We start from the raw sequence: 24,290 nt of genomic DNA on the forward strand, positions 1-24,290 counted from the left end.
CGCAGGGTTAAAGCGGATCGTGGTTGATTGGACTGCGAAAAGCATGACGTGCGGCTTCGATCAACTGGCTGGCGGTCACCGTAGGCGGTAACTGCGTCAACACCTTCATCGCCTGCCAGTAGCACAGCACCATCTCTTCATCGGTTTCGTTTTCGGCCATTTCCCTTAACCGCCCACGCAGGGTTAACACATCCAGCGTTTGCTGCTCATCCACCATCTCCGCGATCGTTTGACTGATTACCTGATGGATGTTTTTCCAGGAAATATCGGCAAACACAGTAAACCTCTTTTTTGCTATCGGCTCCGGGCAAGTGAGTTAAAAAGGCGCGGCGAACGCGGCGTCTGAAAGAGAGAAAGTAAGATAACTATAGTTGGTTATTTCACTCGCAGACGGCGCAGTGCCTGACTATTTCGTAGATCTCGGATCTGTAACCTGATTTTTCTTTGGTACGGATTATGACGGAAGAGAATGGCTTTGTAACAAAAAAGCCTTAGCTTGTGCTGGTCGTCACCGCAACGCTTTGTCAAAGTAGGAAAACTTTTTCTCACTCAAGGGAGTCATGATGAGTCAGTCAACCGCATTGCATGCCGATCCACTGGTGTGGGGCCACGGCCCGAAGGTGTTTGAAGTGTTTCTTGAACCCACCTGCCCGTATTCCGTTCGCGCCTTTAATAAGTTCGATGCCTTGCTTAATCTGGTCGGCGAAGATCAGATGACGTTGAAAATCCGTTTGCAATCACAACCCTGGCATATGTACTCCGGTCTGATTGTGCGCTATATCCTCGCGGCATCCACCTTGCCGGAAGGAAAAGCCGCCGCCAAAGCGGTGTTAAAAGCGGTGGCTGATCACCGTGAAGAGTTTGAGTTCGCCGATCACGCGCGTGGACCGAATATGGATACCACGCCAAATCAGATCATCGACCGTCTGGAGCAGTACAGCGGCATCAATGCCCGCGCGCCCTTTGACCGTGCCGAATTGCAGAATGAAATCAAATGGCACTGCAAATATTCGCGTCAGAACGGTATCCACGTTTCGCCAACCTTTATTGTCAACGGGCTGGTGCAACTGGATATTGGCAGCGGTGATGAGATTGAATCCTGGGCAAAACGCATCCTTGCCTGACCTTCAGGCCCGCCGGTGCGGGCCTTTCGCTATATTTCGCAATAGTTTACCCCTTGCCCTTAAGGGGTTATCCTGTTAATCGTTATTTACCTAATTATATAGCGAGAAATGGAATGCAATCTAAACTTCTTAGCGCGCTACTGCTCACCGCGAGCGCAACTGTCAGTCTCAATGCTCTGGCGAATACCGACATTCGCGTCACTTACGCCGGTTCGATGGGTAAAGTGATGGACCAGGCTTTAGGTCCAGCCTTTGCTAAAGAGCATAATGGCAACTATCAGGGTCAAGGTCAGGGCGCTTACGGTATGGCGCGGTTACTGGCGAGTAAGAAAATCACCGCCGATGTGTTTGTTTCCATCACCCCCGGCCCGATGCAGATCCTGAAGGATGCCGGATTGATTGATACCGCCGTCCCGGTCGCCAGTACCAGCATGGTGATCGCCTATAGCCCGAAAGGGAAATATGCCCAGCAATTCGCACACGCCAAAGGCAGCGATGCCAGCTGGCTGAAGGTACTGGCAACGCCAGGTCTGAAATTTGGCCGCACCGACCCCATTAACGATCCGAAAGGTCAGAACATCGTGTTTACCCTGCTGCTGGCTGAGAAGTATTACCATCAGCCGGGTATTGCAGAAAAAATCATGGGCGGCGTACAGAACCCGGCGCAAACTCACCTGGAAGGTGGCCTGCTGGCGCGTCTGGAAAGTGGACAGGTGGATGCCGCTGCCGGTTATGAAAGCGAAGTGATCTCCGCCCATCTGCCTTACATTGCACTGCCGGATGAGATCAACCTCAGTAACCCGGATCAAGCCAAACAGTGGTATGACACCGTCAGCTTCCAGGTGAAAGACAGCCAGGGCAACGATAAAACGCTGCATACCCAGCCGATGGTGTACTACGCAGCCGTGCTGAAGAATGCCCCGAATGGCACCGCCGCCGGGAAAGCCTTCGTCGACTTTATGTTGAGTCAGCCGGGCCAGGCGCTGTTTAAACAGAATGGCTATGCCGCACCGAAAGGCGGAGCCTTGTACCCGCAATGAGAAAACGCCAGCCCACCGCGCTGTGGCTCTCCCTCCCTGCCTTACTGCTGCTGGCGGTGCCGTTCGTCACCCTGATTGGTGTGACGCACTGGCAACATCTGCGGCTGGCGTGGGGCGATAGCCATGCCATCGCCACGTCGCTCAGTTTGGGGGCGGTGGCCTTGCTACTGATTTTTATCAGCGGTTTACCGGTGGCCTGGTGGCTGTCACAGGCGCGTGGCAAAGCGCGCCTGGTCGTGGAGTTGGTGGTGCTAATCCCTCTGTTGACGCCGCCGCTGGCAATGGGGATTTTGCTGGTCAGCGCCTATGGGCCTTACAGCCTGGCCGGCGAATTGCTTGGCCGTTTTGGGATGACGCTGGTGAATAACCCGGCAGCCTTTGTGCTGGCGCAATGGTATGGCGCACTGCCCTATTTTGTCACCGCCGCGCGTTCCGCCTTTGCCGGCGTACCAAAAGAGATTCTCGAAGCCGGACGTACCCTCGGCGCACCGCCCTGGCAACGTTTCTGGCGGCTCTCAGTACCGATTGCCGCGCCGGGTCTGGCTTCAGCGACCGCCCTCGCCTGGGTGCGCGCCATGGGTGAATTTGGCATTGTGATGATCTTTGCTTACTTTCCCCAAGGCATGCCGGTGCAACTGTACAACAACCTGCAAAATGACGGTGTCGATGCGGTTTACGTGCTGTTGTGGTTGCTGTTGTTTTTTACCCTGCCGGTGCCGCTGCTGTGTTTCGTCACTTCGCGACGGTTGCAGCAAGGGAAAAACGTGTTGGTTTAACATTATCCCGATCGCCAACTCTCAACACGTCGCGCGCTTTCCGCCATCGCCTGTTTGATACTCTCCAGCAGTTGCTCAACATCAAGCGGTTTGGTAAAGGCGGCAAAAGCATCCTGGCGAAAAGCTTCCGGGATATCATGATCGGCCATCATGATGACGGGCAGCAACGGATGCCGCCGCTTGTTCTCTTCCAGCCAACCGGGGCCATTAAAATCGGCGAGCGGGACATCAAGTAACAGACACCCCGAAAAAGGCTCCGCATCAGGGTCGGGCAGACAGGCTTCAAATCCGCCGAGTTCGGCAAAATCCACCACGTCGTAACCGAGCGTTTTTAACAGGAACGCGATGGATTCGCGTAATGGTGTATCGTCGTCCACCAGCCAGATTAATGCACTCATCAAACTACCCCGCAGTTGAAATATCAGCCTAATCCCGCGCCGCGAGGGCTGATAATAGTCTGCGCGTAGCCGCATCTCCACCAGATAAACAACCTGCCGCCGCGCTTAGTTTTCCGTGGTGACCATAACCGGTCGCAATAATAGTTCCACCTTAAAAAACAGTGACTTCGCCTAGGGTCAACAATAATGGACGTGTTGGTGCCTGACTCCAGCACCTCAGTGGTCGCGTTATTTCCGCGCTACGCTGATGAGATAAATGTCACTTTTTTTTATAACGAAATTTTTCAGACAACAGGAAGGTGAGGCGCGGGGATAAAAGCCCTCCCTGCACCGGAGGTATCATCGTGTAGCGGCGCGATTTATTGCGCGATAAATCGCGCCGCTACATATTAACTGTTACGGTGCAGATGGCTGCTGACAAAGGCCTTACAACGTGGCGAGATCGGGTCACTGAACACCTGCTGCGGTGAGCCGGATTCTTCAATTTTACCCTGATGCAAAAACACCGCTTTATTGGAAACATCACGGGCAAAACCCATTTCATGGGTGACGATAATCATCGTACGCCCCTCTTCCGCCAGACCACGGATTACGCGCAGCACTTCACCCACCAGTTCCGGGTCCAGTGCTGAGGTGGGTTCATCGAACAGAATCGCCTTGGGCTGTTGCGCCAGGGCACGGGCAATCGCCACCCGCTGTTGCTGACCACCCGAAAGCTGCGACGGCCAGGCGTTGCGTTTCTCATACAGGCCAACTTTATGCAGCAACGCTTCGGCTTCCTCCAGCGCTTCTTTCTGGCTGCGTTTCTGCACATGGACCGGCGCTTCCATGATGTTTTGCAACACAGTTTTATGCGGCCACAGGTTGAAACTCTGGAAGACAAAACCAAGCTGCATACGCATCAATTTGATGCTGCGACGCTGCTCGCGATTCAGCTTTTCATGCGGGTTATCGATGGTGACCAACTCATCACCCACCGCAATTTCACCGCCCTGCGGCACTTCGAGGAACGGAATACAGCGCAGCAAGGTACTTTTGCCCGAGCCGCTGGCACCAATCAGCGAAATCACGTCGCCGTCCTGCGCCGTCAGACTGATGTCGTGCAGCACTTCATGGCCACCGTAACTTTTTCTGAGATGGCTCAGGGCGATAGTCGGTTTGCTCATTAACGTGCTCCAGCGTAGTAAGGGGACAAACGGCGCTCCAGCAGCGCCACACCTTTGCTCACCAGCACGGTCAGCAGCAGGTAAATAATCGCCGCGCTGAGAAACACCTCCAGCGCGCGGAACGTCTCGGAGACAATCGAATCGGCAATTCCAGTCATCTCCATCAGGCTGATGGTACTGACCAGAGAGGTCGATTTGATCATCGAGATGATTTCATTGCTATACGCCGGCAGCGCCTGACGGATGGCAATCGGCAGCGTGATGCGCCGCAGGGTGGTGAAGCGCGACATGCCGCACACCTTCGCCGCTTCCAGCGATTGCACGCTTACCGCGTTCAAACCACCGCGCAGAATTTCTGAGGTATAAGCCGCATCATTAAGAATTAACGCGATCAGGCCACACCAGTAAGGATCACGCAGCAGCGGCCAGAAAATACTTTCGCGCACCGCCGGTAAGCTGCCGAGTCCGTAGTAGATCATAAAAATCTGGATCAGCAGCGGCGTACCACGAAACAGCCAGACGTAAAAACGCGCCACGTAACTGCCTGCTCGGTTCTGACGTAGCAGATTAAGCAGCAGCGCCAGCACGCCACCGCCAACCAGCGACAGCACGGCAAGATTGAGCGTCAGCGGTAATCCGCGCAGCAGCGCCACCAGAGTGTGCTGCAAAAAGGAAAAATCCATCAGGCCTCCTTACAACCGGGCGCGTTGTTGCCCGCGCATGGCCACTTTTTCCACATAGCGGAAGACAAAATCGGAACAGGTGGTGATGATCAGATAAATCACCGCTCCCACGCTGTAAAAGAAGAACGGCATTTGCGTTGAGTTGGAGGCGGTCGAAATCTGGTTCATGGTTTCCACCAGGCCAGTGACCGAAACCAGGGCCGACTCTTTAATCACCGATTGCCACTGATTACCCATGCCGGGCAGCGCCGTTTTCAGCGCCTGCGGCACAATCATGCGGCGAAACATCATTAAACGGCCCATACCGGTGACGGTGGCCGCTTCCAGCGTGCCTTTTGGGATGGCGTAATACGCACCGCGAAACACGCCGCTTTGATAAGCACCGGAGATCAGGCCGATAGCGATGGCCCCGGCTACAAAGCCGTTTACATCGTAGGGGCCGGGGATATCGAGGATTTCACCAAAGAAGGCCACCACCTGGCGGCCACCAAAGTAAAACAGGTAAATCACCAACAGTTCCGGCACACCGCGAAACAGCGTGATGTAACCACCCGCCAGCTTTTGTTGCCAGCGCGATCCACCAATCTGCATCCAGCACAACAGGCTGCCAAGAATTGCGCCCAGCAGCCAGGCGCAGAGAGAAACGGTCACGGTGACGGTGGCGGCATTGAGCAGCACGCCGCCCCAGCCTTCGTCACCAAACCCTAACAGTTGCCAGTCGATAGTCATAAGCGTCAGGCATTACTCCGCAGGTGCGACGTTCTCGCCGAACCACTTGATAGAAAGCTGTTTCAGGGTGCCGTCTTTGATCATCGATACCAGCGCAGCATCCAGCGCGGCTTTCAGTTCCGGGTTGTTTTTACGCAAGGCAATAGCCGAACCCTGACCCAGCACACCGCCGACAAAACCGTAGCCGGTGCTGTTTACGGTATCAGCGTGCTTTTTCACATAGGCGTTGAGGTTGGTGCGTGACGCCATTACCGCATCAACACGACCATTCAGCAGGTCAGCGAAGGTTTCCGGGCCGCCCTGATAAGTACGGATGGTGGCAACATCGGCCAGGTATTTATTCAGGAAGTCAGCCTGAATGGTGGCAACCTGCACGGCAATGGTTTTGCCTTTGAATTTCGCGCGCAGCGCGTCGATGGCTTTGGTCATACCCGCTTCATCGCCCGCCGTGACCACTTCGTTGTTACCCGGCAGGGTATCCAGCGCACTGCCCTTCAGGGTCACGAAACCTGAAACGCTCACGGTGTACTGATGGGTAAAATCCACCACCTCTTCACGCTTTGGCGTAACGGTAACCGCATCAACCACTGCGTCATATTTGCCGTCTACCAGGCCTGGGATCATGCCAGACCATTTCTGCGCCACCAGCTCATATTTAAAGCCAACGCGCTTTGCCAGCTCCGCCACCATATCCGGCTCATAACCGACAATTTTGCCGCTCGGTGTGGACTGGTTAAACGGAGGATAAGCCGCCTCAGTAGCAAATTTCAGGGTGCCGAAATCTTTCGCCTGGACCAGAGCAGAAGAGGCAAGCAGCAGCATGCCAACGGAAGCAGTAAAAAGCCCTTTACGCATCATAAAACCTCAAAGTTTGTTATTGATTGTTGGAGAGTAGATCGATGGCTAAACGGGCTAAAGCCTGAGTGCCTGCGTGAATACTGCGCTCGTCGGGCTGGTAGTCCGAGTTGTGCAGATGATCGTCGCGACCCGGTGCGCCAGAACCGATATGGATCTGGCAACCCGGCGCACGTTCGGTAAACAGCGAGAAATCCTCGGCCCCGAAACTGGCACTGGGTTTCGCCACAATCGTTTTACCGAACTGGTGCGACAGAATGGTTTCCAGCTGATCAATCAACGCATCATCATTCATCAGGGGCGGCACGCCGCGCTGATAATTGACCTCGATACGCGTGTTCAGCGCCAGCGCCACCCCGGCACAAATACGTTTAAACGCCGTCTCGATATGCGCGCGCGTGGCCGGTGATTTGGCACGTACCGTGCCCTGAATCAGGCAGCTATCAGGGACGATATTATGCGTGGTACCACCGTGAATATGGCCAACGGTCAGTACCGCTGAGTTCGACGGATCGACTTCACGCGAGATGATGGTCTGCAACTGGGTAATCAGATGCACGGCAGCGATAATCGGGTCGGTCCCCATATGCGGGCGTGCCGCATGGGTAGAGACGCCGTGCACTACCAAATCAAACTCATCGCTGGATGCCGTGCTGGCCCCGCGCGTCAGACCGATTTCACCGGCCGCCAGCTCAGGTTTGTTGTGCAGCGTCACCGCCAGATCGATGCCATCGGCAGCACCGTCAGCAATCATCGCTTCCGCGCCACTTTCCGGCGTCTCTTCGGCGGGTTGAAAAATCAGGCGTACAGTGCCATGCAACTGGTGGCGGTAATGCGGCAGGATCGCTGCCACGCCCAACATGGTTGCGGTATGAATATCGTGCCCGCAGGCGTGCATTTTACCGGGATAGTTGCTGCTGAAGGGCAATCCGGTTTGTTCGTGAATCGGCAACGCGTCCATATCGGCGCGCAGCAGCAAGGTCTTGCCGGGATACTCACCTTTGATATCCACCATCACACCGGTTTTGCCGACGCCGGTTTGTGGCGTCAGGCCCAGTGCCAGCAGTTCCTGCTCAACAATTTTTGCGGTGCGGATGGTATCGAAACCCAGTTCAGGGTGGGCGTGAATATCACGGCGGATAGCGATGAGATGCGCTTCGAGGCTTTCGCTTCTGGCGCTGATTTCCCGAGCCAACGTGGCTTTATGGTCTGTCATAAGTGCGGTGTTCTTTTCTCAGGCTTACGCCCGGCCTTTATGGCATTTTTATGAAGAAAGTCTCTGTATTTATTCACAGCCCCTGGCAGAATGCAACGCGCAATCTCGCGGGTTACTTGCTGAATTTTCGTGATATTTTGCTAATCCCCTGCGAAGGCAGGATAAAAAACCGCGTCAGGCAAATGAACCAGTTATAACATTCATAACTGGCCCGGAATCATCAGCATTTCTGATTTTGTTACTGAACAAAAAAACCCATCGCAATCGGACCCGCTCGGCCACTCATTTCACGCTCTATCGACGGTGGCGTGACGCGCGGCGTGTAAAATCCATGCCACACTGCTGGCGAGCCTGAGAGCGCCATCCCTGGGTTCAACCGCGTGATACGCGGGGACGACCGACTTTCAGGCTGGCGATTTCAGCCTGAAATTCGCAAAAAGCGTTGCGGTGTATCGCCGAGTAAACGGCGGAACATGGAGATAAAGGCGCTGGGGCTTTGATAGCCAAGCTGACTGGCAATGCGTAACACCGGCTGGCCCTGCGCCAGTTGGACCAACGCTTCCGACAAACGCAACTGCTGTCGCCATTGGGTAAAGGTGATACCGGTTTGATCGCGGAACAACCGCGCGAGAGTCCGTGAACTGGCGCCAACACGACTGCCCCACTCCTCCAGCGTGTCACTGCTGGCCGGGCTTTGCAGTAGCTGCTGGCAAATGTTCATCAGGCGACGATCCGCGGGTAACGGTAATACACACACCGGACCCTCCGGGGCGCGGCGCAATTCATCCAGTAGCAACGGCGTTACCAGTTCAACACGCTGTAGATCGGGATGTGGCTGCAACCCAATCTCCACCAGCGTCTGCATCAACGCCTGGAGTAGCGGCGAAATCATCATGCTGTGCGCTTCCGGCCAAAAGGCGCGTGCCACTACCGGTTCCAGATACAAACTCAGACTGCGAATATCGCTTAACGCCGTCAGCGCATGAGGAACCGTGCCCGGCAGCCACAACGCCCTGCCAGGCGTTAAGGTCCAGGATGCGGTGTGCGTCTGTACCCGCATCACACCCTGTAAACACAACACCAGTTGTGCCACTTCATGCGCATGCCAGCGCTCCTCACGTCCCGCGTGATAATGCATTTCCCGTGTGGTCAATAACGGTAGCGCCGGGGAATCGTCAGCTAACCGTGGTTTGTTCAATACCATCTCACCCAATCCTGTCAGATTGCCGATTGCTGTCTGCTCTGCGTCATTCCGGTGTGTGATCTCGCAAAGCCGCCAGCGGGGCGCTATGAAATAAAATAGGAATGATTATCATTTGTATCACTATTTTAGGGTATTGGACTATATCGGGGATTAATTTAATGCGTCATCGCACTTTTCAGCGCACACCGCTGAGCGCAATGCTGCTGATTCTGTTTAGCAGCGCACCTGCATGGGCCGCAGATAACAATAATACGCACGACACCACGCTGACCGTCACCGCCAATAATAATGTCGATAGCGATGGCGGCGATGCCGATAGCTGGAACCAGGTGGCGAAGAAAGCCGATTCTGTCACCAAAAGCAGCCGTCCGTTAATCGAAACGCCGCAAAGTATTTCGGTGATCACCCAGGCGCAGATGGCCTCACAAGGTGCGTTGAACGTGGCGCAGGCGTTGCGCTACAACAGCGGGATCGGCTCAGAGGGCGGCGGTGCGGATTATCGTTTTGATGACATCACCATTCGCGGCTTTTCAGCCGATGAGTTTCTCGATGGCCTGCGCTTGCCTACGGTGACGTACTGGTCGCGTCCGAATTTCGATACTTTCCTGCTGGATCGCGTCGAAGTGGTCAAAGGCCCGGACTCCGTCACCTTTGGTCAGGCCAGTCCTGGCGGTGTGGTCAATATGGTAAGCAAGCGCCCCACCGCCGAACCGATCCACCAGATTTTTGTCAGTACCGGCAGCCATAATCTGTTTGAAACCGGGTTAGATCTCTCAGGCGCACTGGATAATGATGAACATTGGTTAGGACGCATTACCGGAACCTGGTCACGCAGCGATACTCAGGTCGATTACACCAAATACAAGCACTATGACATCGCCCCGGCGCTGACCTGGCAGCCCAATGATGACACGCGGCTAACGCTGCTTTCCCAATTCCGCAAAGACCCTTACACCGGTTTTTACAACCAAATGCCGCTGGAAGGCAGCCTGATCCACCTGGCACAGGGGAATTTCTCCGACAACTTCTACGGCGGTCAGCCCGGTTTTGATTACTACCGCCGTGAGCAGGCCAGTGTTGGCTACGACTTTATGCACAAATTCGATGACACCTGGAGCGTGCATCAGAATCTGCGTTATCTGCATACCAGCAGCGATTATCAGATGGTCTATCCCACCGGCACCAACGTCGATGGATCGGCCACCGTCAGCCGCGACAGTATGCGCATCATCGAGTCCTTTAACGCCTTTGATGTTGATACCAATGTGCAGGGCAACCTCTACACCGGCCCGGTTAATCATGCCGTCACGCTGGGGATGGATTATGTACATGACGATCTGCGACAAAACAGCGGCTACGGTACTGCGTCCGATATCAGCTATCTCAACCCGGATTACAGTACTCCGGTGGCCAGCCCATCGATTGACTACCACAACCGTTCCTTTATGACCCAGCTTGGTTTCTACGTGCAGGACAGCATGAAGTGGAACCACTGGATCCTGAACCTCGGTGGCCGTTATGACCAGGCGCAGAGTCGGGCGCAGAACTGGAACACCGGAACCCGCACCGAGTTGAACGACTATGCAACCACCGGTCGTGCCGGACTGATGTACCATTTTGATAACGGTATCGCCCCCTATATCAGCTACGGTACGTCGTTCCAGCCACAGTCGGGCACCACTTACGGCGGGGACCCCTTCAAACCGACCAAAGGCAAACAGTCGGAAGTGGGTATCAAGTATCAGCCGAATGGCTTTAATGCGTTGTTCAGCGCTGCGCTTTACGACCTGCGTCAGACCAATGTACTGACTGCTGATCCGGATCACGTCAACTACTCGGTGCAGACCGGTGAGATTCGTTCGCAGGGCTTCGAGCTGGAAGGCAAAGCCAATATTACTTCGCGCTGGCTGGTGAATGCGTCATATGCATTGACCAACCCGAAAGTGATCTCAGCAAACGATGATACCGAAGGCAAACAGCCGGTGGCGATTGCGCGCCAGACCGCAAGTCTGTGGACCGAGTACGCGTTACCCGGCATCTTCGATGGCATCACCCTCGGCGGCGGTGCCCGCTATGTTGGCACCAACTACGCGACCACCGACAACAGCCTGAAAGTCCCGGCCAGAACCATCTACGATGCGATGATGCGTTATCGCTGGCAGGAGTGGCAGTTGGCGCTGAATCTGCAAAACCTGACGGATAAACAGTACATCAGCAACTGTAACGATCTTGGTTGCCACTTTGGCCTGCGCCGCCAGTTGATCGCCACGGTGAGTTATCAGTGGTAATCCGTCGTCGGCAACTGATCCAGGGCGCGCTGGCAAGCGCTGCCCTGCTTTCATATCCACTGCGGGCCGCCAACGCGCCCCGCTGGGTGATCCTCGATTGGGGATTAACCGAAATGGCGCTACTGCTGGGTATCACACCGGTGGGGGTTGCGGCGACCGACTGGTATCGCCGCCTGTTTAGCCAGCCAACATTGCCGCCACAGGTGGTCGATGTCGGCCTGCTATTTCAGCCCAACTATGAAACCTTGTTTGAGTTGCGCCCCACTCAGTTGCTGGTGACGCCCGCGCACCGCATGGCTGAAGCGCAGTTATCGCGTATCGCCCCGCTGCATTACTTTGCGACTTACAGCCCACATCCCTGGCAACAGGCGCAGCAAAATCTGCACGCATTGGCCGAGCTGGCAGGGGATCCTGGTCGGGCGGATCGCGTGATGGCCCCCCTGCTGGCACGTCTTGATCAGGCGCGTCAGCGCGCCGCGCATTTTCAGCCTCGCCCCCTCTATCTGCTGCATCCGCTGGATACCCTGCATGTGCTGGCGTTCGGACCGGGCAGTTTGTTCAATGACATGCTGGCGTTGCTGGGCCTGGGTCATCACGTCCCGTTTGCCGTAGGTGCGCAGGGCGTGGCAACGCTGGAACTGGAGCAACTGGCGCAAATGCCACCTGGCTGGCTGGTGCTGCTGCCGTCCTGGCCGGAAGTGGATCTTAGCCCGATGCTGACCTCTCCGTTGTGGCATACCCTGATGCGTGGCGGCCATCAGAGAGTGGTTCTGCCAGATGGGCTATCGACGGAAGGCGGCGTACTCACGGCGGTGCGTTTTGCCGAAACGCTGGTGAACGCGCTACAGGAAGCCCACGCATGACAGGACGACATCCAGGCTGGCTCTGTGGTTTGCTGTTTGCCGTCGCGCTGGCCCTCAGCCTGCACCAAAGCCATCAACAACTGACGTGGTCAGCCGCCTGGCAAGCGCTACAGGGCAATGCACAACTCAGCCTTGCACAACAGATCTTCAGCCAGATGTGGCTACCGCGCCAGGGCATGGCGTGGCTGTGCGGACTGGCGCTCGGCTTTACCGGCGTGGTGATGCAACAAGCATTACGTAACCCACTGGCCGAACCGATGACGTTAGGTATCGCCTCCGGGGCCACCCTGGCATTGTCGCTGGCCGCGCTGGTTGGTCCGTCATGGTTGCTGGCCGGGCGTGAATGGGTGGCGTTCAGCGGTGCGCTGCTCGCCTTTGCCGTGGTGTTTCTGCTGAGTTTGCGCCAGGGTTTTACCCCCCTGGCGCTGACGCTGGCGGGTATGCTGGTCAATCTCTATTGCGGATCGGTCAATCTGCTGTTGTCAGTGATTTATGACCGTTCGCTGGCCGCCGTATTTATCTGGGGGGGTGGCACGCTGGCGCAGGAAAACGCCAGCCAGCTAGCGTGGTTACTGCCAAGGGTCGTGATAGCCGCGCTGCCAGTATGCTTTATTCTGCGCCCGCTGCGGCTGTTGACACTGAATGAACAGGTGAGCCGCTCCATTGGTCTGCCTGCCGGCATCGTGCGCGGCGTGGCGTTGTTGTCGGCGTTAGTGATCAGCAGCCTGGTCATCAGCGTGGTGGGTGTGATTGGTTTTATTGGCCTCGCCGCCCCCCATCTTGCCGTGCTGGCCGGGGCAAAAACCTTAAGACAAAAACTGATCTGGTCACCGCTGCTGGCCGCCGGTCTGCTGTGGTTAACCGATCAGGGCGTTAGCCGTCTTAACGGTATTGGCGGCCTGCTGTTGCCCACCGGGATGATGACGGCGCTGGCGGGTGGCCCGTTGCTGTTGTGGTTTTTACCCCGTCTGCGCCATATTTTCCAACCCGATGTCAGTGAACCACACCAGCCCCCCTATCCTGGCGCTCGCTATACGCTGCTGCCGGTCGCGCTGCTCTTTTTTCTGATGCTGGCGGTGTCGCTCGATTTTGCCCGTGGTATTCACGGCTGGCACTGGAGTTCCCTTAACGAACTGCGGGCGATGCTACCGTTCCGCCTGCCACGTCTGCTGGCGGCGATCTCCGCCGGGATGTTGCTGGCGGCAGCAGGCGTGATTATTCAGCGCATCAGCCGCAACCCGATGGCCAGCCCGGAACTGTTGGGGATTGGCGCGGGTGCTGCGCTCGGAATCACCGTGCAGTTGCTGCTGTGGCCGCTGGGTGGCGTCGTCGCCATGCTGGCAAGCAGTGCGGTGGGTGCGTTACTGACGCTGGCGCTGACCTTGTGGCAGGCGCGCCACTACGCGCTGAATCCACAACGGATGTTATTGAGCGGGTTGGCGATCACGGCGTTGTTCCAGTCAGTCGCAGCGGTGGTACTGAGTAATAACGGCATGGCAGCCGCGATGTTGCGCCAACTGATGACCGGTTCAACCTACTATGTTAACGCCAGTACCGCGGGTATTGCGCTGGTGCTGGCACTGCTGTTGCTGGCGCTGACGCCGTTGCTGAGGCGGGCTTTACTGTTGTTACCCTTGAGCAGCGTGTCCCCCTCGCTGGGGCTTGATGTGACGCAGGCGCGCCTGCTGTTGATGGTGTTGGCGGCCGCCATGACCGGCGTCGCAACCTTAATCGTCGGCCCGCTGTCGTTTATTGGCCTGCTCGGCCCACAACTGGCACGGCAACTGGGCGCACGCCGACCGCTCCAACAACTGACGCTGGCAGTGCTGATCGCGGCAGTGTTAATGATGCTGGCTGACTGGGCAGGCAATAATCTTTTGTATCCACGACAAATTCCGGCCGGACTGATGGCAACGTTGATTGGTGGCCCGTGGCTGGCGCTGCTGCTATGGCGTCCGCTGAATAGTACAAACTCATAGGAGATGAGGTGGCGATTTACCTGATGTTACTGCGCACCACCGGTGCGCTGTTTTTTCTCGCGCTCGGTTGTAGCGTGGTGGGCGGTTTAAGCAATGCCGGACTACTGGCGCTGATCAATCAGGGACTCAACGCCAGCGATGCGCAACGTTTACAGCTGGCGTGGCAATTTGCCCTGCTGGCGTTACTGATGCTTGGTACCCGCACCCTGAGTCAGTCGCTGTTTATGGCAATGGGGCAGCGTAGCAAAGCACAGTTGCGCCGGATGCTGGTGCAGCAGGTGGCCGATGCACGCTACGCCGATCTGGAGACACACGGCATGCCGCGCGCGCTCAGTATCCTGACGCAGGATCTCGATCAGGTGGTGGTGTTTTTTGTCTCGCTGCCCGCGTTCATTATGTCGCTGGCGGTGATTGTCGGCTGCATGGCGTATTTGGGCTATCTGTCGCTGCCGGTGATGGCGATTGCTATCGTGACCGTATTTATCGGCTCGCTGGGTTACAGTTGGGTGCATCGCCGCGCTCTGCAACTGATGCGTCAGTCACGCCAGCGCGAAGAAACCCTGACTGGCGATGTTAACGCGCTGTTCAGCGGAGCCAAAGAACTGCGCCTGCACGCCGCACGCAAACAAGCGTTTCTGCACAACCGCTTGGTTACCACCATTGAACAGGTACGCGTCGAGCGCACACGCGGTTATGTGTTGTACTCGCTGGCGAACATCTGGGCCAGTGTGTTCTTTTTTGCTTTTATCGGCGTGGTGATGTTTTTGCTGGCGCAGGTGCTGGATCTGCGTGGCGCAGTGCTTTCGGGTTTCGCGATGGTGTTTCTTTATATGATTGTGCCGATTGAGAGCACCCTCTCCACTTTGCCAAGCCTGACGCTGACCCAGGTTGCCCTGAAACGCATCAATACCATGCAGCAGCAACTGCCGCCGGAGCAAACTCACTTCGACACACCACCGTCGACCTTTCACACGCTGGCGCTGCGCGACCTGATCTATCATCACGGCACACCAAACGGCTTTCAGGTTGGGCCGATTTCATTGCAATTCACCCCCGGCGAGCTGGTATATCTCACCGGGGGCAACGGTAGCGGCAAAACGACCCTCGCCCGGCTTATCACCGGCCTGTATCAACCTGATGGCGGCGCGTTGCTGCTCGACAATGTCGCCGTCACCGACGCCAACCGCGCGCGCTATCGCCAGTTGTTCTCGGCGGTGTTTAACGATTTTCATCTGTTTGATGATTTACAGGGGATTGCGACTGCGCGCTGGAATGACGAGGCGCAGCAATTGCTGACGGCCTTGCAGCTACAGCACAAGGTCACACTGGAAAACGGCGTGTTTTCCACGCTGGCGCTTTCCACCGGACAGCGCAAACGGCTGGCGCTGCTGGTGGCATGGCTGGAAGATCGTCCGTTCTATCTGTTTGACGAGTGGGCCGCCGATCAGGACCCGGCGTTTCGCGAGGTGTTTTATCATCAACTGTTGCCCGCGCTTAAAGCCCGCGGCAAGACGGTGCTGGTGATCACCCATGACGATCGCTATTTTCACCTCGCCGATCGCTGCCTGAAACTGGAACTGGGCCAATTGATTAACGCTTAAGGCGCTCCCCTGCCTTTTCGCTCGCCGCACGACGGCGGGCGATGAACGCGGCCATCTGCTGTTGGGCCTGTGTCAGCCTTTCCGCTGAAGCGCTGCGCGGTGAACCGCTATCGAAAGGCGGTGCGGGGTCGTATTCCATCTGCAACTGAATAGCCTCCGCCGCATCACGTCCCAGGAGTTCCTCAGCCACCGTCAGCGCAAAATCGATGCCCGAGGTGACACCCGCACCGGTAATACGGTTGCGGTCACGCACCACTCGCTCTTGCACCGGCGTTGCGCCAAACAAACTGAGCTGATCAATCGATCCCCAATGTGAAGTGGCGCGATAGCCCTGCAACAACCCTGCCGCCCCTAACACCAGCGACCCGGTACAAACCGACGTGACCCACTGCGCATTTTCCGCCACACGACGCACAAAGGCCAACGTCTCTTCATCGTCCATCAGGGCAATCTGGCCCGGCCCGCCGGGGATACAGATCAGATCCAGCGGTGGGCAATCCGCGAAGGTGGTCGTCGGCAACATAGTCAGACCACGGTCAGACATCACGGGCTGACGGTCTTTCCATACCAGATAGTTGCTGACGCCTGGCATACGGGCAAACACTTCCCACGGACCAGTCAGATCAAGTTGCGTCAGTTCCGGGAAAAGCAGCAGACCAATATTGAAGGGGGTGGACATTGCCATGAGCGACTCCAGGGAGGGAATTATCGACTTATCATGGACTTGTTTGGGGAAAGTTGCATCCTGATTCGTAGCGGCGCGATTTATCGCGCGTTGTTTAAACAGCGCGATAAATCGCGCCGCTACGCAATACACGTTAATTCAGTACCGGTTTCACCATCGGTTGGGCCGGGCGTTCTGCCAGCGCAAACAGCTCATCAACCCGCGCTTTCTCTTTTGCATCCACCGGCACCAGCACACCGCAGGCGACAAACACCAGCAGGTTACCCGCCAGGCCAACAATGCCGCTGGTGAGTGAGCCAAGCACCGGGATGTCATCCGGGAAAAACACCGTCAGCACGATCGCAATAATGATGCCGGTCATCATCCCCAGCAGCGCGCCCTGCTTGTTGCCAAAGCGACTGAAGATACCGAAGAACAGCGGCACCGCCAGTTGGATGATCCCCTGATAGGAGATCTGCGCCAGCAACTGCAAACGCGAGTAGTTAAAGGTGAAATAAGCCAGCAGCGCTGCCGCTGCAATAAACACCACCATGCCGGACTTCGCCAGTACCGTCAGTTGACGATCGCTGCGCGGCTTATTCCAGGTAGCAAGATCGTTGGCAAATTGCGTACCGCACACCTGCACACAACCATCAACATGGCCGATACTCGCCGCCAGCACAATCACCAGCGCCAGTGCCAGCAACCACGGACCGCCCTGATCAAACAACGCCGTGAAGAAACCGTTCTGCGGATTGGCCTGCACATTGGGATCCTGGCTCACCGCCGTAGCGAACAACATCAGAATGGCGTAGAAACCGCCCACCAGCAGGATTGTCAGCAATGTCCCCTTCTTTACCGCACGAATACCGCTGGCGGTGTAAATGCGCTGGAAACTCATTGGCCAACACATCGAACCAACCACACCGGTAAAAATCAGGCTGAACATATACCAGGGGCCGTAATGGGAGCCTTCTGCACCCGGAATCTGCAACATCGCAGGCGGCAGTGACGATAGCTGACCAAAGCTGTGATCACCGCTGAACAGCAGTACTACGCAAACCAGCGCACCGAGGCCATAGGCGATAATCCCCTGATACATGTCGGTCATAATCAAACCACGCATACCCATGCTGACGGTCCAGTACTGACGCACCAGGATCAGCAGCACGCCGGCGATCAGACAGGTGGTCACGCCCCAGCGGCCAAAGCTGGCGAACTCCACCAACAGCGCCAGTGCCTGAATTCCCATCACCACCCACGGGAAGACACAAATGATGCCGATAATTGACGCCACTCGTTTCACCGCCGGGCTGTTGTAGCGCATACCCAGCAGGTCGGGCTGCGTGGTCAAATTAAAGTGTTGCCCCCACTTCCAGGCACGCCGCGCCATCAGGTACATCGCGGTGACGCCGAGCGTTGAGTAAACCGCGCCATAGAAGCCAATCACGCCGCTGACCGACAGCGCAAAAAACGCGGTAAAGGTTGCGCCCGGCCACCAGGAGTTGGTGTAGCTCATGGCGATGTACCAGGGACCGTAAGAGCGTCCACCCACTGCATAATCGGAAAACGAGGTGCTTTTACGGTTCGTGGCATACAGGACAGCAATCATGATCGCCAGAAATAAACCGATCATGCCAAAGGTAATTAAATAATGTGGTTCTGCGGTGCTAATTTTCATGATACTTCCTCATCCGCGGGAATTTCGCCAAAAGCACATTCAGCGAGATACATCACCCATAATCCGACGCCAAGAAATACCGCAATAGAAAGCCAGTAGATAATTGGCAACGGAACACCAAGAAATAACGCACCGCTTCCGCTGACGCTTAAATATAACGGTGGACAAAGCGCCAGAAGTAATAACGCCAGCAGATAGATGGCAAAGATTTTATTTTTGATGCTTATGCGGGCACGCAACTGTTGTGCCATGATCATGGTACTCATAATCCCCTCCGAAATTTACAATGACGGTGTGCGCACTCCTTTACCTGCTGTCAGACAGCCTTCCCCTGTGGTGTTAAAAAATAAATAAGATGATTACAGTGCGCGCAACCAATTTTCCCAGTCGGGATGGTTTAATACGCTACGGGCGCGCAGCTCTTTCCAGCGGCCATATTTAGAAAAATCGAAATCAATATCCGCGACCTGATGCTGAATAATTGCCCAGGTTGACCACTTCATATCGGCAAGATATTTATGGATTTGCACGCGAGCAAATATCGCGCCATCCACCCTACCAAAATAATCCTCCAGCAATTCAAGCTCAATTTGTGGCGTAAAGAACATCTCACCGAACCATAATGCCAGTTCATAACAACGATCGTTATTCGAGGCATATTCAAAATCGACCAGCCGAATATCATTGCTGGCATTGAGCATAAAATTGCCCGCCAGAGTGTCATTCATACAGGGCACGCGATCAATACCCGCCGCTTCCAACGCCTGTTGTGCACGTTGTGCCTGTTTATGCAGCCACACCGCATCGGCAGAGAATGGCGCATTCAGGGCGCGCACCTGTTCGATATGTTCGTTCAACATAGCAAACACCGTTTTGTCCTCGGTGAGCAGCGGCTGATCGTTAAAACTCTTCAACGCGTGCAGCGCCCGATGGCGAACCGCCTGCTGTTGAAAGTCGAGATTGGAGGAGGCACGCCAGCCGTCGATAAACTCAAAAACTTCGACCCCCAGCTCGCGCAGATAAGCGACCACCGGCACGCCGTAACCGGTTTGTGCCGCTTTCAGGCTGGCTTCATGTGCCGTGTCGCGGTTAATAAAACGTTCCGTGCCTTCGCCGGGAATTTTGACGAAATAAGCACAGGGCGCACCTTCCACCGCAACATGCCAGTTGGCGTTGGAAATCCCGCCGCTTACCGGACGATAGTGGATGGTTTTATTCTGCCAGCCTGACATCGCGGCGATCGCCTGTTCCAGACGCTGTTCCTGCCAACTGACGGCTTGTCCGGGTTGTTTACTCATGCTGTCTGCTCCGCTGTCAGGGTTAACCAACGTTCGAATCGGGGATCGCGTGCGCTCTGGCGACAGCGCAATAACATCCACTGACCCAGCTTGGCAAATTCCAGCCCACGCAGGCTGGTATGGCCGTTCAGCATGCCCCACAGCGTCCAGTGATAATCATCCACCAGCGCATACAGGCGGCAGCGCGCCACATCGGCTTCGCGGCATTCACCACGCCAGCTACGGATGGCATCGCGCCAGCGGTCATCGGTTGGCAACTGTTCATGGATTAAGGTGGCGATATCGTGCCAGGCATCACCCTGCGCCGCGTAATCGAAGTCCAGCAGACGCCACTCCCCCTGGCTGTTCACCATCCAGTTGCTGGCGATCGGATCGCCGTGAATCAATACCGGGGTAAAAGCCGATGCATCTAACGCCTGCCAGGCGAGATCCACGCACTCGCCCAGCCACACCATCTCCTCCGGCAGTACCACTTGTGCCTGCTGAAGTTGCTGGCGCAGGGCCAGCATGTCCTGTTGACGCGAGTGCTGAGGCAGCGGCAATGCCGCTTCATGCAAACGATCCAGGGTACGGGTCAGCGCACCAAACTGTCTCGGATCGCTGAAGTGCGCCAGCTTCGCCCAGCGAAAATCATCATCCAGCGCCGCAAAAATCAGGACGCCCGCCGCCTCATCGGCATGGCACAGCACCGGAGCAATCCCCAGCTCACCGGCCTGACGGCTGATTTCTGCGCTGCGGTGTACGTCGAGCAATGCGCGTTGGTCATCACATAACACCTTGGCATAGAAACGTTGACCGGCGCTCTCCAGCCAGAACCCCGTCCACTCGGTCGCCAGACGATGGGGGGAAGCGACACCAGCGGTGCCGGGCTGAATAATGAAGCGCTGGCCGGGCTGCCATTGCTGCAACACCTGTTCTAAACGCGCGTTCATGCCGTCTCCTCCAGAAGCAGATCACTCAACAACGCCATCAGCAAATCCAGGCCACGGTGGAGATCTTCAGTGGCGGTGAATTCACGCTCGTTATGCGATAAGCCACCCACGCTCGGCACAAACAACAAGGCGCTTGGGCAGTGATAACTCAGGCTGATGGCATCATGCCCCGCCACGCTTCGCAGCGGTATGGCGCTCAGGCCGATGCGCTCCGCCAGGTGCAGGGCGCGTTGTGCCAGCAAGCTATCCAACTGCTGGCGGGGACGGAACTGCGCCCGATCCAGGCTGACATCGGTCGCCGTTGCCAGAGCAATCGATTGCATCTGCTGGCTGAAACTGGCGCGCAACTGATGCAGTAACGCCTCGTCGGCGGAGCGAAATTCGATCCAGACCGTTGCTTCGGAGGTGACCACGTTGGGCGAATTGGGGGTGGTGGCAAGACGCCCCACCGAGGTATGCAGCACCTCGCCGTGACGATCTGCTTCCGCCCGCACCGCTACGATAGTCTGGGCCGCCGCCAGCAACGCATCGCGCCGACGGCTCATCAACGCCGGACCGGTATGGTTCTGCTCACCGCGAAACGTCACCTGCCATTTCAGCGCCGCCCAGGTTTCGGTCACCACGCCAATTTGCTTACGTTGCTGTTCCAGGTGCGGGCCTTGTTCCACATGCAGCTCAAGATAGGCGCGCAACGGCAACGGGGGTAACGCCGTGCCGCGATAACCAATCGCCTGTAATGCCGCATCCAGCGTGATGCCATCGGCGTCGGTGCAGGCCAGTGCCTCATCCAGCGTCACCGCGCCGGTGAAAAATGAACTACCAATCAGGCTGGGCTGGAAACGTGCGCCCTCTTCATTGGTCCAGTTGACCACCGCCAGGTTGTATTGCGCCGGTTCGTTCTGCTCACGCAGTTGTCGCGCCAGCGACACGAGGGTGGCTGCCGCCGCAGTGACACCGTAGGCACCATCGAAGCGACCACCGAGCGGTTGGCTGTCGAGATGCGAGCCGCACAGCAACCAGGGAGCCCCCGGCCGCAAGGTGATCAGGCCAAAAATATTACCGATTTCATCAATCTTTACGTCAAAACCCTGCCGGGTCAGCCAGGTGCAAAAGGCATCACGCACCTGTTGATCTTCGGCGCTGGCTGTCAGGCGGTGCAGACCACCCGCCGCCGTGGCACCAATGCGGCTGCTGAGTTCAAACAGCGCATCAAATGCCTGATAGTCGCGTGGCGTCATCCGCAGCGTTGCCGGGATGGAGGATGTTGACATGTGCGTTCTCCAGACTTGCTACAAAAGCTGCCGGTGGCGGCGCGTTGGTCACTAAGGTGTCCACCGCGCTGAACGGCAACGTGTTAATAAAAGTGCGCAGTCCAAATTTGCCTTCATCCGCCAGAATCACGCTCTGGCGGCAGTGCGTGCTCAGCACGCGCCGTAATAGCGCCTCCGGTTCTTCGTAGTCCATAAAGCCATTTTCCCGGTCCACCGCACCGATCCCCATAAAGGCGATGTCGTAATGGAACTGCCGGGCAAAATCCAGCGTATGGGGACCGATAAGTGCGTTATCGTTTCGCCTGACGCGCCCTGGTGTTAGCGTCACAGCGTTTTCGCTCTGCTGCGTCAGCAGCGTGGCGATATCCAGTGAATTGGTGACAATCTTCAGCCGCGAGAAGCGCGTCAGTTGCTGTGCCAGCGCCAGCGTAGAGGTGCCGGTATCAAGAAACAGCGCCATACCCTCCTCCACCAGCTCACTTGCCAACTGCCCCATGCGCAGTTTGGCGCGCGGTTTGATACGGCTGCGAATTTGCAGCGGCTGTTCCTCGCTTGGCACCGGCAAAATCGCCCCACCGTGCACCCGGCGCAGCACGCCCTGCTCCTCCAGATACTTCAAATCGCGGCGGATGGTCTCTTCCGATACCACAAACTTCTGCGCCAGTTCGGTGACGCGCACCCGTTTGTCGTGGCTCAATACCCGTTTGATCTCATCGAGTCGCGGCTGGTTAATCATACTTACCCTTCTGTTTCTGCGGCGAAAACCGCAGTATACCCGTCCCCTGCCTCTGCCTTGCGCGATAAATCGCGCAGCTACAAAAGATCGCGCGTTATGGTCGCGGCGCGATTTATCGCGCGACGTTTATAATTTGGGCTGATGCTGATCCCACGGCATTAACGCTTCCAGCGCGGCACAGAACTGCAACACCTCCCCTTCGGCATAACGACGACCGATCACCTGTAACCCCACCGGCAAGCCTTCCGGGGTAAATCCGCACGGCACCGTGGCGGCCGGATTGCCGCTCAGGTTGAACGGCCAGGTAAAGGGCGTCCAGCGCGCCCACTCGACACCGCTGTCGCCATCCGACTGGCCTTCAGGAACGTGACGATCGGCAGCAAACGGCAGCACCGGCAGCGTCGGGGTGATCAGCAAATCCACTTCGTCAAAGAGCGCATGCACCTGACCGGCAAAGGCGGCGCGCTGTTTTTGCGCAGCCAGGTAATCCGCCAGTTCAATCCGTTGTGCGCGTTCAATCAGCGCGGCAAAACCGGGGTCCAGCTGATGATGTTGGTGTTGCAGGGCCGCGCCATACGCCACCCCTCGCCCACCGCTCCACAACGTGTCAAAGGTGGCAAACGGGCTTTGCCAGCTCAGCGCTTTGGCCGTCAGCGTCACGGGCAGCGCGTGTGCCATGTGTTCAACCGCCTGCTCAACACAGGCGGCGATGCGATCATCCACCGGCGTATTGAATAAGGTCGGGCTGTAATGCACGCGCAGACGGGGCAGTGGCGCATCACACCTTGCCAGCCAGCTTTCCGTTTTGGCAGGCAGCGCCTGGTGATCTCGCGCATCCGGGCCGGAAAGCAAGTCAAACAGCAACGCGCTGTCGCGCACCGTGCGGGTCATCGGCCCGGCATGGCTGAGCATCTCGGTGGCTGACCACGGCCAGGTGGGGATTCGCCCCAACGAGGCTTTGAGCGCAAAAATGCCACAAAATGCGCCGGGAATGCGTACCGATCCTCCACCATCCGATCCCAGTGCGGCTGGCACCATCCGCGCCGCCACGCTGATCGCCGACCCGGAACTGGAGCCGCCGCTGGTCAATGTGGGATCCCACGGATTGCGGCCGTGACCAAACACGCGCGAATAACTGGAACCGGTCCAGCCGAATTCAGTGGTGGCGGTTTTGCCAATAATGATCGCCCCTGCCGCTTTGAGGCGCGCAATAATCGGCGCATCGCTGTCCGGTACGTTATCCAGCGCCGTCAGCGAACCTTTTGTGGTACGTAATCCGGCAGTGGCAAACAGGTCTTTAATGCCAAACGGTACACCGTGCAACGGACCGCGCAATTTTCCTTGCTGCCGCTCACGGTCACAGATTTCCGCTTCCGCCAGCGCCTGCTGGTCATAAACATCGCCAAACGCATTCAATGTGGGATTGTGGGTTTTTATCTGACGTAAACAACCTTCCACCAATGCCACGCTGCTGCTTTTACCCTGACTAATCTGCGCCGCAGCGGTCAACAAATCCGGCATATCCTGCATATTTCACACTCTTCACGGCTGACTAACTGTTGAGCAGATAGTGGCATAGTCGCAGCAGGATGCAAGACCGAATTATGTTGTTAATGTGGGATATGTTGTATTTATTGTGGGTAAGTAATAAGAAAGCGTGATGACGGGAAACAGCAGGAAATGTTATTCAGGTGACGGTTAGCTGTATGTTTCGCTGGCGAGAAGGCAGCGACCGGGAGAGATGTCAGCCAGCCTGTTGCCAGGTGGATAATTGCGCGGAGTATGC

23 protein-coding genes are annotated in these 24,290 nt (G+C 56.7%); 7 read left to right on the forward strand and 16 right to left on the reverse strand.

The features are described from left to right. Nucleotides 1-7: 7 nt before the first annotated feature. Nucleotides 8-277 carry a hypothetical protein gene (locus AC6I8T_RS23480; RefSeq protein WP_208726000.1) on the reverse strand — a complete coding sequence of 90 codons (270 nt, stop codon included), beginning with the start codon at nt 275-277 and terminating at the stop codon, nt 8-10. 286 nt (nt 278-563) lie between these two features. On the opposite strand from AC6I8T_RS23480, the gene AC6I8T_RS23485 reads away from it, so the two are divergent. The 3 genes from AC6I8T_RS23485 to AC6I8T_RS23495 all read left to right on the forward strand — a co-directional run bounded on the left by AC6I8T_RS23485 (nt 564) and on the right by AC6I8T_RS23495 (nt 2,940). After that, nucleotides 564-1,124 carry a DsbA family protein gene (locus tag AC6I8T_RS23485; RefSeq protein ID WP_208726553.1) on the forward strand — a complete coding sequence of 187 codons (561 nt, stop codon included), beginning with the start codon at nt 564-566 and terminating at the stop codon, nt 1,122-1,124. 113 nt (nt 1,125-1,237) lie between these two features. Continuing rightward, nucleotides 1,238-2,164 (forward strand): extracellular solute-binding protein, encoded by a 927-nt coding sequence (locus tag AC6I8T_RS23490; protein WP_497834496.1) that lies wholly within the window; start codon nt 1,238-1,240, stop codon nt 2,162-2,164. Next, nucleotides 2,161-2,940, forward strand: coding sequence for a molybdate ABC transporter permease subunit (locus AC6I8T_RS23495; protein ID WP_208726002.1), 780 nt, complete (start codon nt 2,161-2,163; stop codon nt 2,938-2,940). Before AC6I8T_RS23490 ends, AC6I8T_RS23495 begins: the two co-directional genes overlap by 4 nt. Nucleotides 2,941-2,942: 2 nt before the next feature. On the opposite strand, the gene AC6I8T_RS23500 is transcribed toward AC6I8T_RS23495, so the two are convergent. From AC6I8T_RS23500 to AC6I8T_RS23530, 7 genes are all read right to left on the reverse strand, one after another. Then, nucleotides 2,943-3,338 (reverse strand): response regulator transcription factor, encoded by a 396-nt coding sequence (locus AC6I8T_RS23500; protein WP_497834497.1) that lies wholly within the window; start codon nt 3,336-3,338, stop codon nt 2,943-2,945. A 389-nt stretch (nt 3,339-3,727) separates the two neighbouring features. After that, complete coding sequence (locus AC6I8T_RS23505) at nt 3,728-4,504, reverse strand: ABC transporter ATP-binding protein (protein WP_208726004.1); 777 nt, start codon at nt 4,502-4,504, stop codon at nt 3,728-3,730. Beyond that, nucleotides 4,504-5,187, reverse strand: coding sequence for an ABC transporter permease (locus AC6I8T_RS23510; protein WP_415175452.1), 684 nt, complete (start codon nt 5,185-5,187; stop codon nt 4,504-4,506). Before AC6I8T_RS23510 ends, AC6I8T_RS23505 begins: the two co-directional genes overlap by 1 nt. A gap of 9 nt (nt 5,188-5,196) precedes the next feature. Further along, on the reverse strand, nt 5,197-5,916 hold the full coding sequence (locus tag AC6I8T_RS23515) for an ABC transporter permease (protein ID WP_208726006.1): 720 nt from the start codon (nt 5,914-5,916) through the stop codon (nt 5,197-5,199). Nucleotides 5,917-5,928: 12 nt separating this feature from the next. Further along, complete coding sequence (locus AC6I8T_RS23520) at nt 5,929-6,774, reverse strand: transporter substrate-binding domain-containing protein (protein ID WP_208726007.1); 846 nt, start codon at nt 6,772-6,774, stop codon at nt 5,929-5,931. A gap of 16 nt (nt 6,775-6,790) precedes the next feature. Next, entirely contained in the window at nt 6,791-7,987 is a 1,197-nt protein-coding gene (locus AC6I8T_RS23525; RefSeq protein WP_208726008.1) for a M20 metallopeptidase family protein, read from the reverse strand. 418 nt (nt 7,988-8,405) lie between these two features. Further along, nucleotides 8,406-9,191: an AraC family transcriptional regulator gene (locus tag AC6I8T_RS23530; RefSeq protein ID WP_208726009.1), complete on the reverse strand. Its 786-nt coding sequence runs from the start codon at nt 9,189-9,191 to the stop codon at nt 8,406-8,408. Between the two features lie 158 nt (nt 9,192-9,349). Here AC6I8T_RS23530 and AC6I8T_RS23535 point away from each other — a divergent pair, with 158 nt between their 5' ends. From AC6I8T_RS23535 to AC6I8T_RS23550, 4 genes are read left to right on the forward strand one after another with little or no spacing between them, the layout of a single operon-like run. Continuing rightward, on the forward strand, nt 9,350-11,479 hold the full coding sequence (locus AC6I8T_RS23535) for a TonB-dependent siderophore receptor (RefSeq protein WP_208726010.1): 2,130 nt from the start codon (nt 9,350-9,352) through the stop codon (nt 11,477-11,479). After that, entirely contained in the window at nt 11,473-12,342 is an 870-nt protein-coding gene (locus AC6I8T_RS23540; protein ID WP_208726011.1) for an ABC transporter substrate-binding protein, read from the forward strand. Before AC6I8T_RS23535 ends, AC6I8T_RS23540 begins: the two co-directional genes overlap by 7 nt. After that, complete coding sequence (fhuB, locus tag AC6I8T_RS23545) at nt 12,339-14,321, forward strand: Fe(3+)-hydroxamate ABC transporter permease FhuB (RefSeq protein WP_208726012.1); 1,983 nt, start codon at nt 12,339-12,341, stop codon at nt 14,319-14,321. Before AC6I8T_RS23540 ends, fhuB begins: the two co-directional genes overlap by 4 nt. Before the next feature lie 8 nt (nt 14,322-14,329). After that, nucleotides 14,330-15,922, forward strand: a complete 1,593-nt coding sequence (locus AC6I8T_RS23550; RefSeq protein ID WP_497834498.1) for a cyclic peptide export ABC transporter — start codon at nt 14,330-14,332, stop codon at nt 15,920-15,922. Here AC6I8T_RS23550 and AC6I8T_RS23555 read toward each other — a convergent pair. The 8 genes from AC6I8T_RS23555 to AC6I8T_RS23590 all read right to left on the reverse strand — a co-directional run bounded on the left by AC6I8T_RS23555 (nt 15,912) and on the right by AC6I8T_RS23590 (nt 24,025). Continuing rightward, complete coding sequence (locus tag AC6I8T_RS23555) at nt 15,912-16,601, reverse strand: DJ-1/PfpI family protein (protein WP_208726555.1); 690 nt, start codon at nt 16,599-16,601, stop codon at nt 15,912-15,914. The two genes, AC6I8T_RS23550 and AC6I8T_RS23555, sit on opposite strands and share 11 nt — an antisense overlap. A gap of 139 nt (nt 16,602-16,740) precedes the next feature. Continuing rightward, entirely contained in the window at nt 16,741-18,267 is a 1,527-nt protein-coding gene (locus AC6I8T_RS23560) for a sodium:solute symporter family protein (protein WP_497834499.1), read from the reverse strand. Further along, nucleotides 18,264-18,533 carry a hypothetical protein gene (locus AC6I8T_RS23565; protein ID WP_208726015.1) on the reverse strand — a complete coding sequence of 90 codons (270 nt, stop codon included), beginning with the start codon at nt 18,531-18,533 and terminating at the stop codon, nt 18,264-18,266. The genes AC6I8T_RS23560 and AC6I8T_RS23565 overlap by 4 nt, the downstream gene beginning before the upstream one ends. Nucleotides 18,534-18,626: 93 nt before the next feature. Then, nucleotides 18,627-19,565: a choline kinase family protein gene (locus tag AC6I8T_RS23570; RefSeq protein ID WP_208726016.1), complete on the reverse strand. Its 939-nt coding sequence runs from the start codon at nt 19,563-19,565 to the stop codon at nt 18,627-18,629. After that, nucleotides 19,562-20,497, reverse strand: a complete 936-nt coding sequence (locus tag AC6I8T_RS23575; RefSeq protein WP_497834500.1) for a phosphotransferase — start codon at nt 20,495-20,497, stop codon at nt 19,562-19,564. The genes AC6I8T_RS23570 and AC6I8T_RS23575 overlap by 4 nt, the downstream gene beginning before the upstream one ends. Next, nucleotides 20,494-21,768, reverse strand: a complete 1,275-nt coding sequence (locus tag AC6I8T_RS23580) for a Zn-dependent hydrolase (protein WP_497834501.1) — start codon at nt 21,766-21,768, stop codon at nt 20,494-20,496. The genes AC6I8T_RS23575 and AC6I8T_RS23580 overlap by 4 nt, the downstream gene beginning before the upstream one ends. Next, the gene (locus AC6I8T_RS23585) at nt 21,707-22,504 is read right to left on the reverse strand and encodes a DeoR/GlpR family DNA-binding transcription regulator (RefSeq protein WP_415173018.1); all 798 of its coding nucleotides are present in this window, start codon (nt 22,502-22,504) and stop codon (nt 21,707-21,709) included. The genes AC6I8T_RS23580 and AC6I8T_RS23585 overlap by 62 nt, the downstream gene beginning before the upstream one ends. A 126-nt stretch (nt 22,505-22,630) precedes the next feature. Further along, nucleotides 22,631-24,025 (reverse strand): amidase, encoded by a 1,395-nt coding sequence (locus AC6I8T_RS23590; protein ID WP_497834523.1) that lies wholly within the window; start codon nt 24,023-24,025, stop codon nt 22,631-22,633. Between the last annotated feature and the right edge of the window lie 265 nt (nt 24,026-24,290).

Source organism: Pantoea sp. X-Soil-OKNW-556 (genome assembly GCF_059730695.1).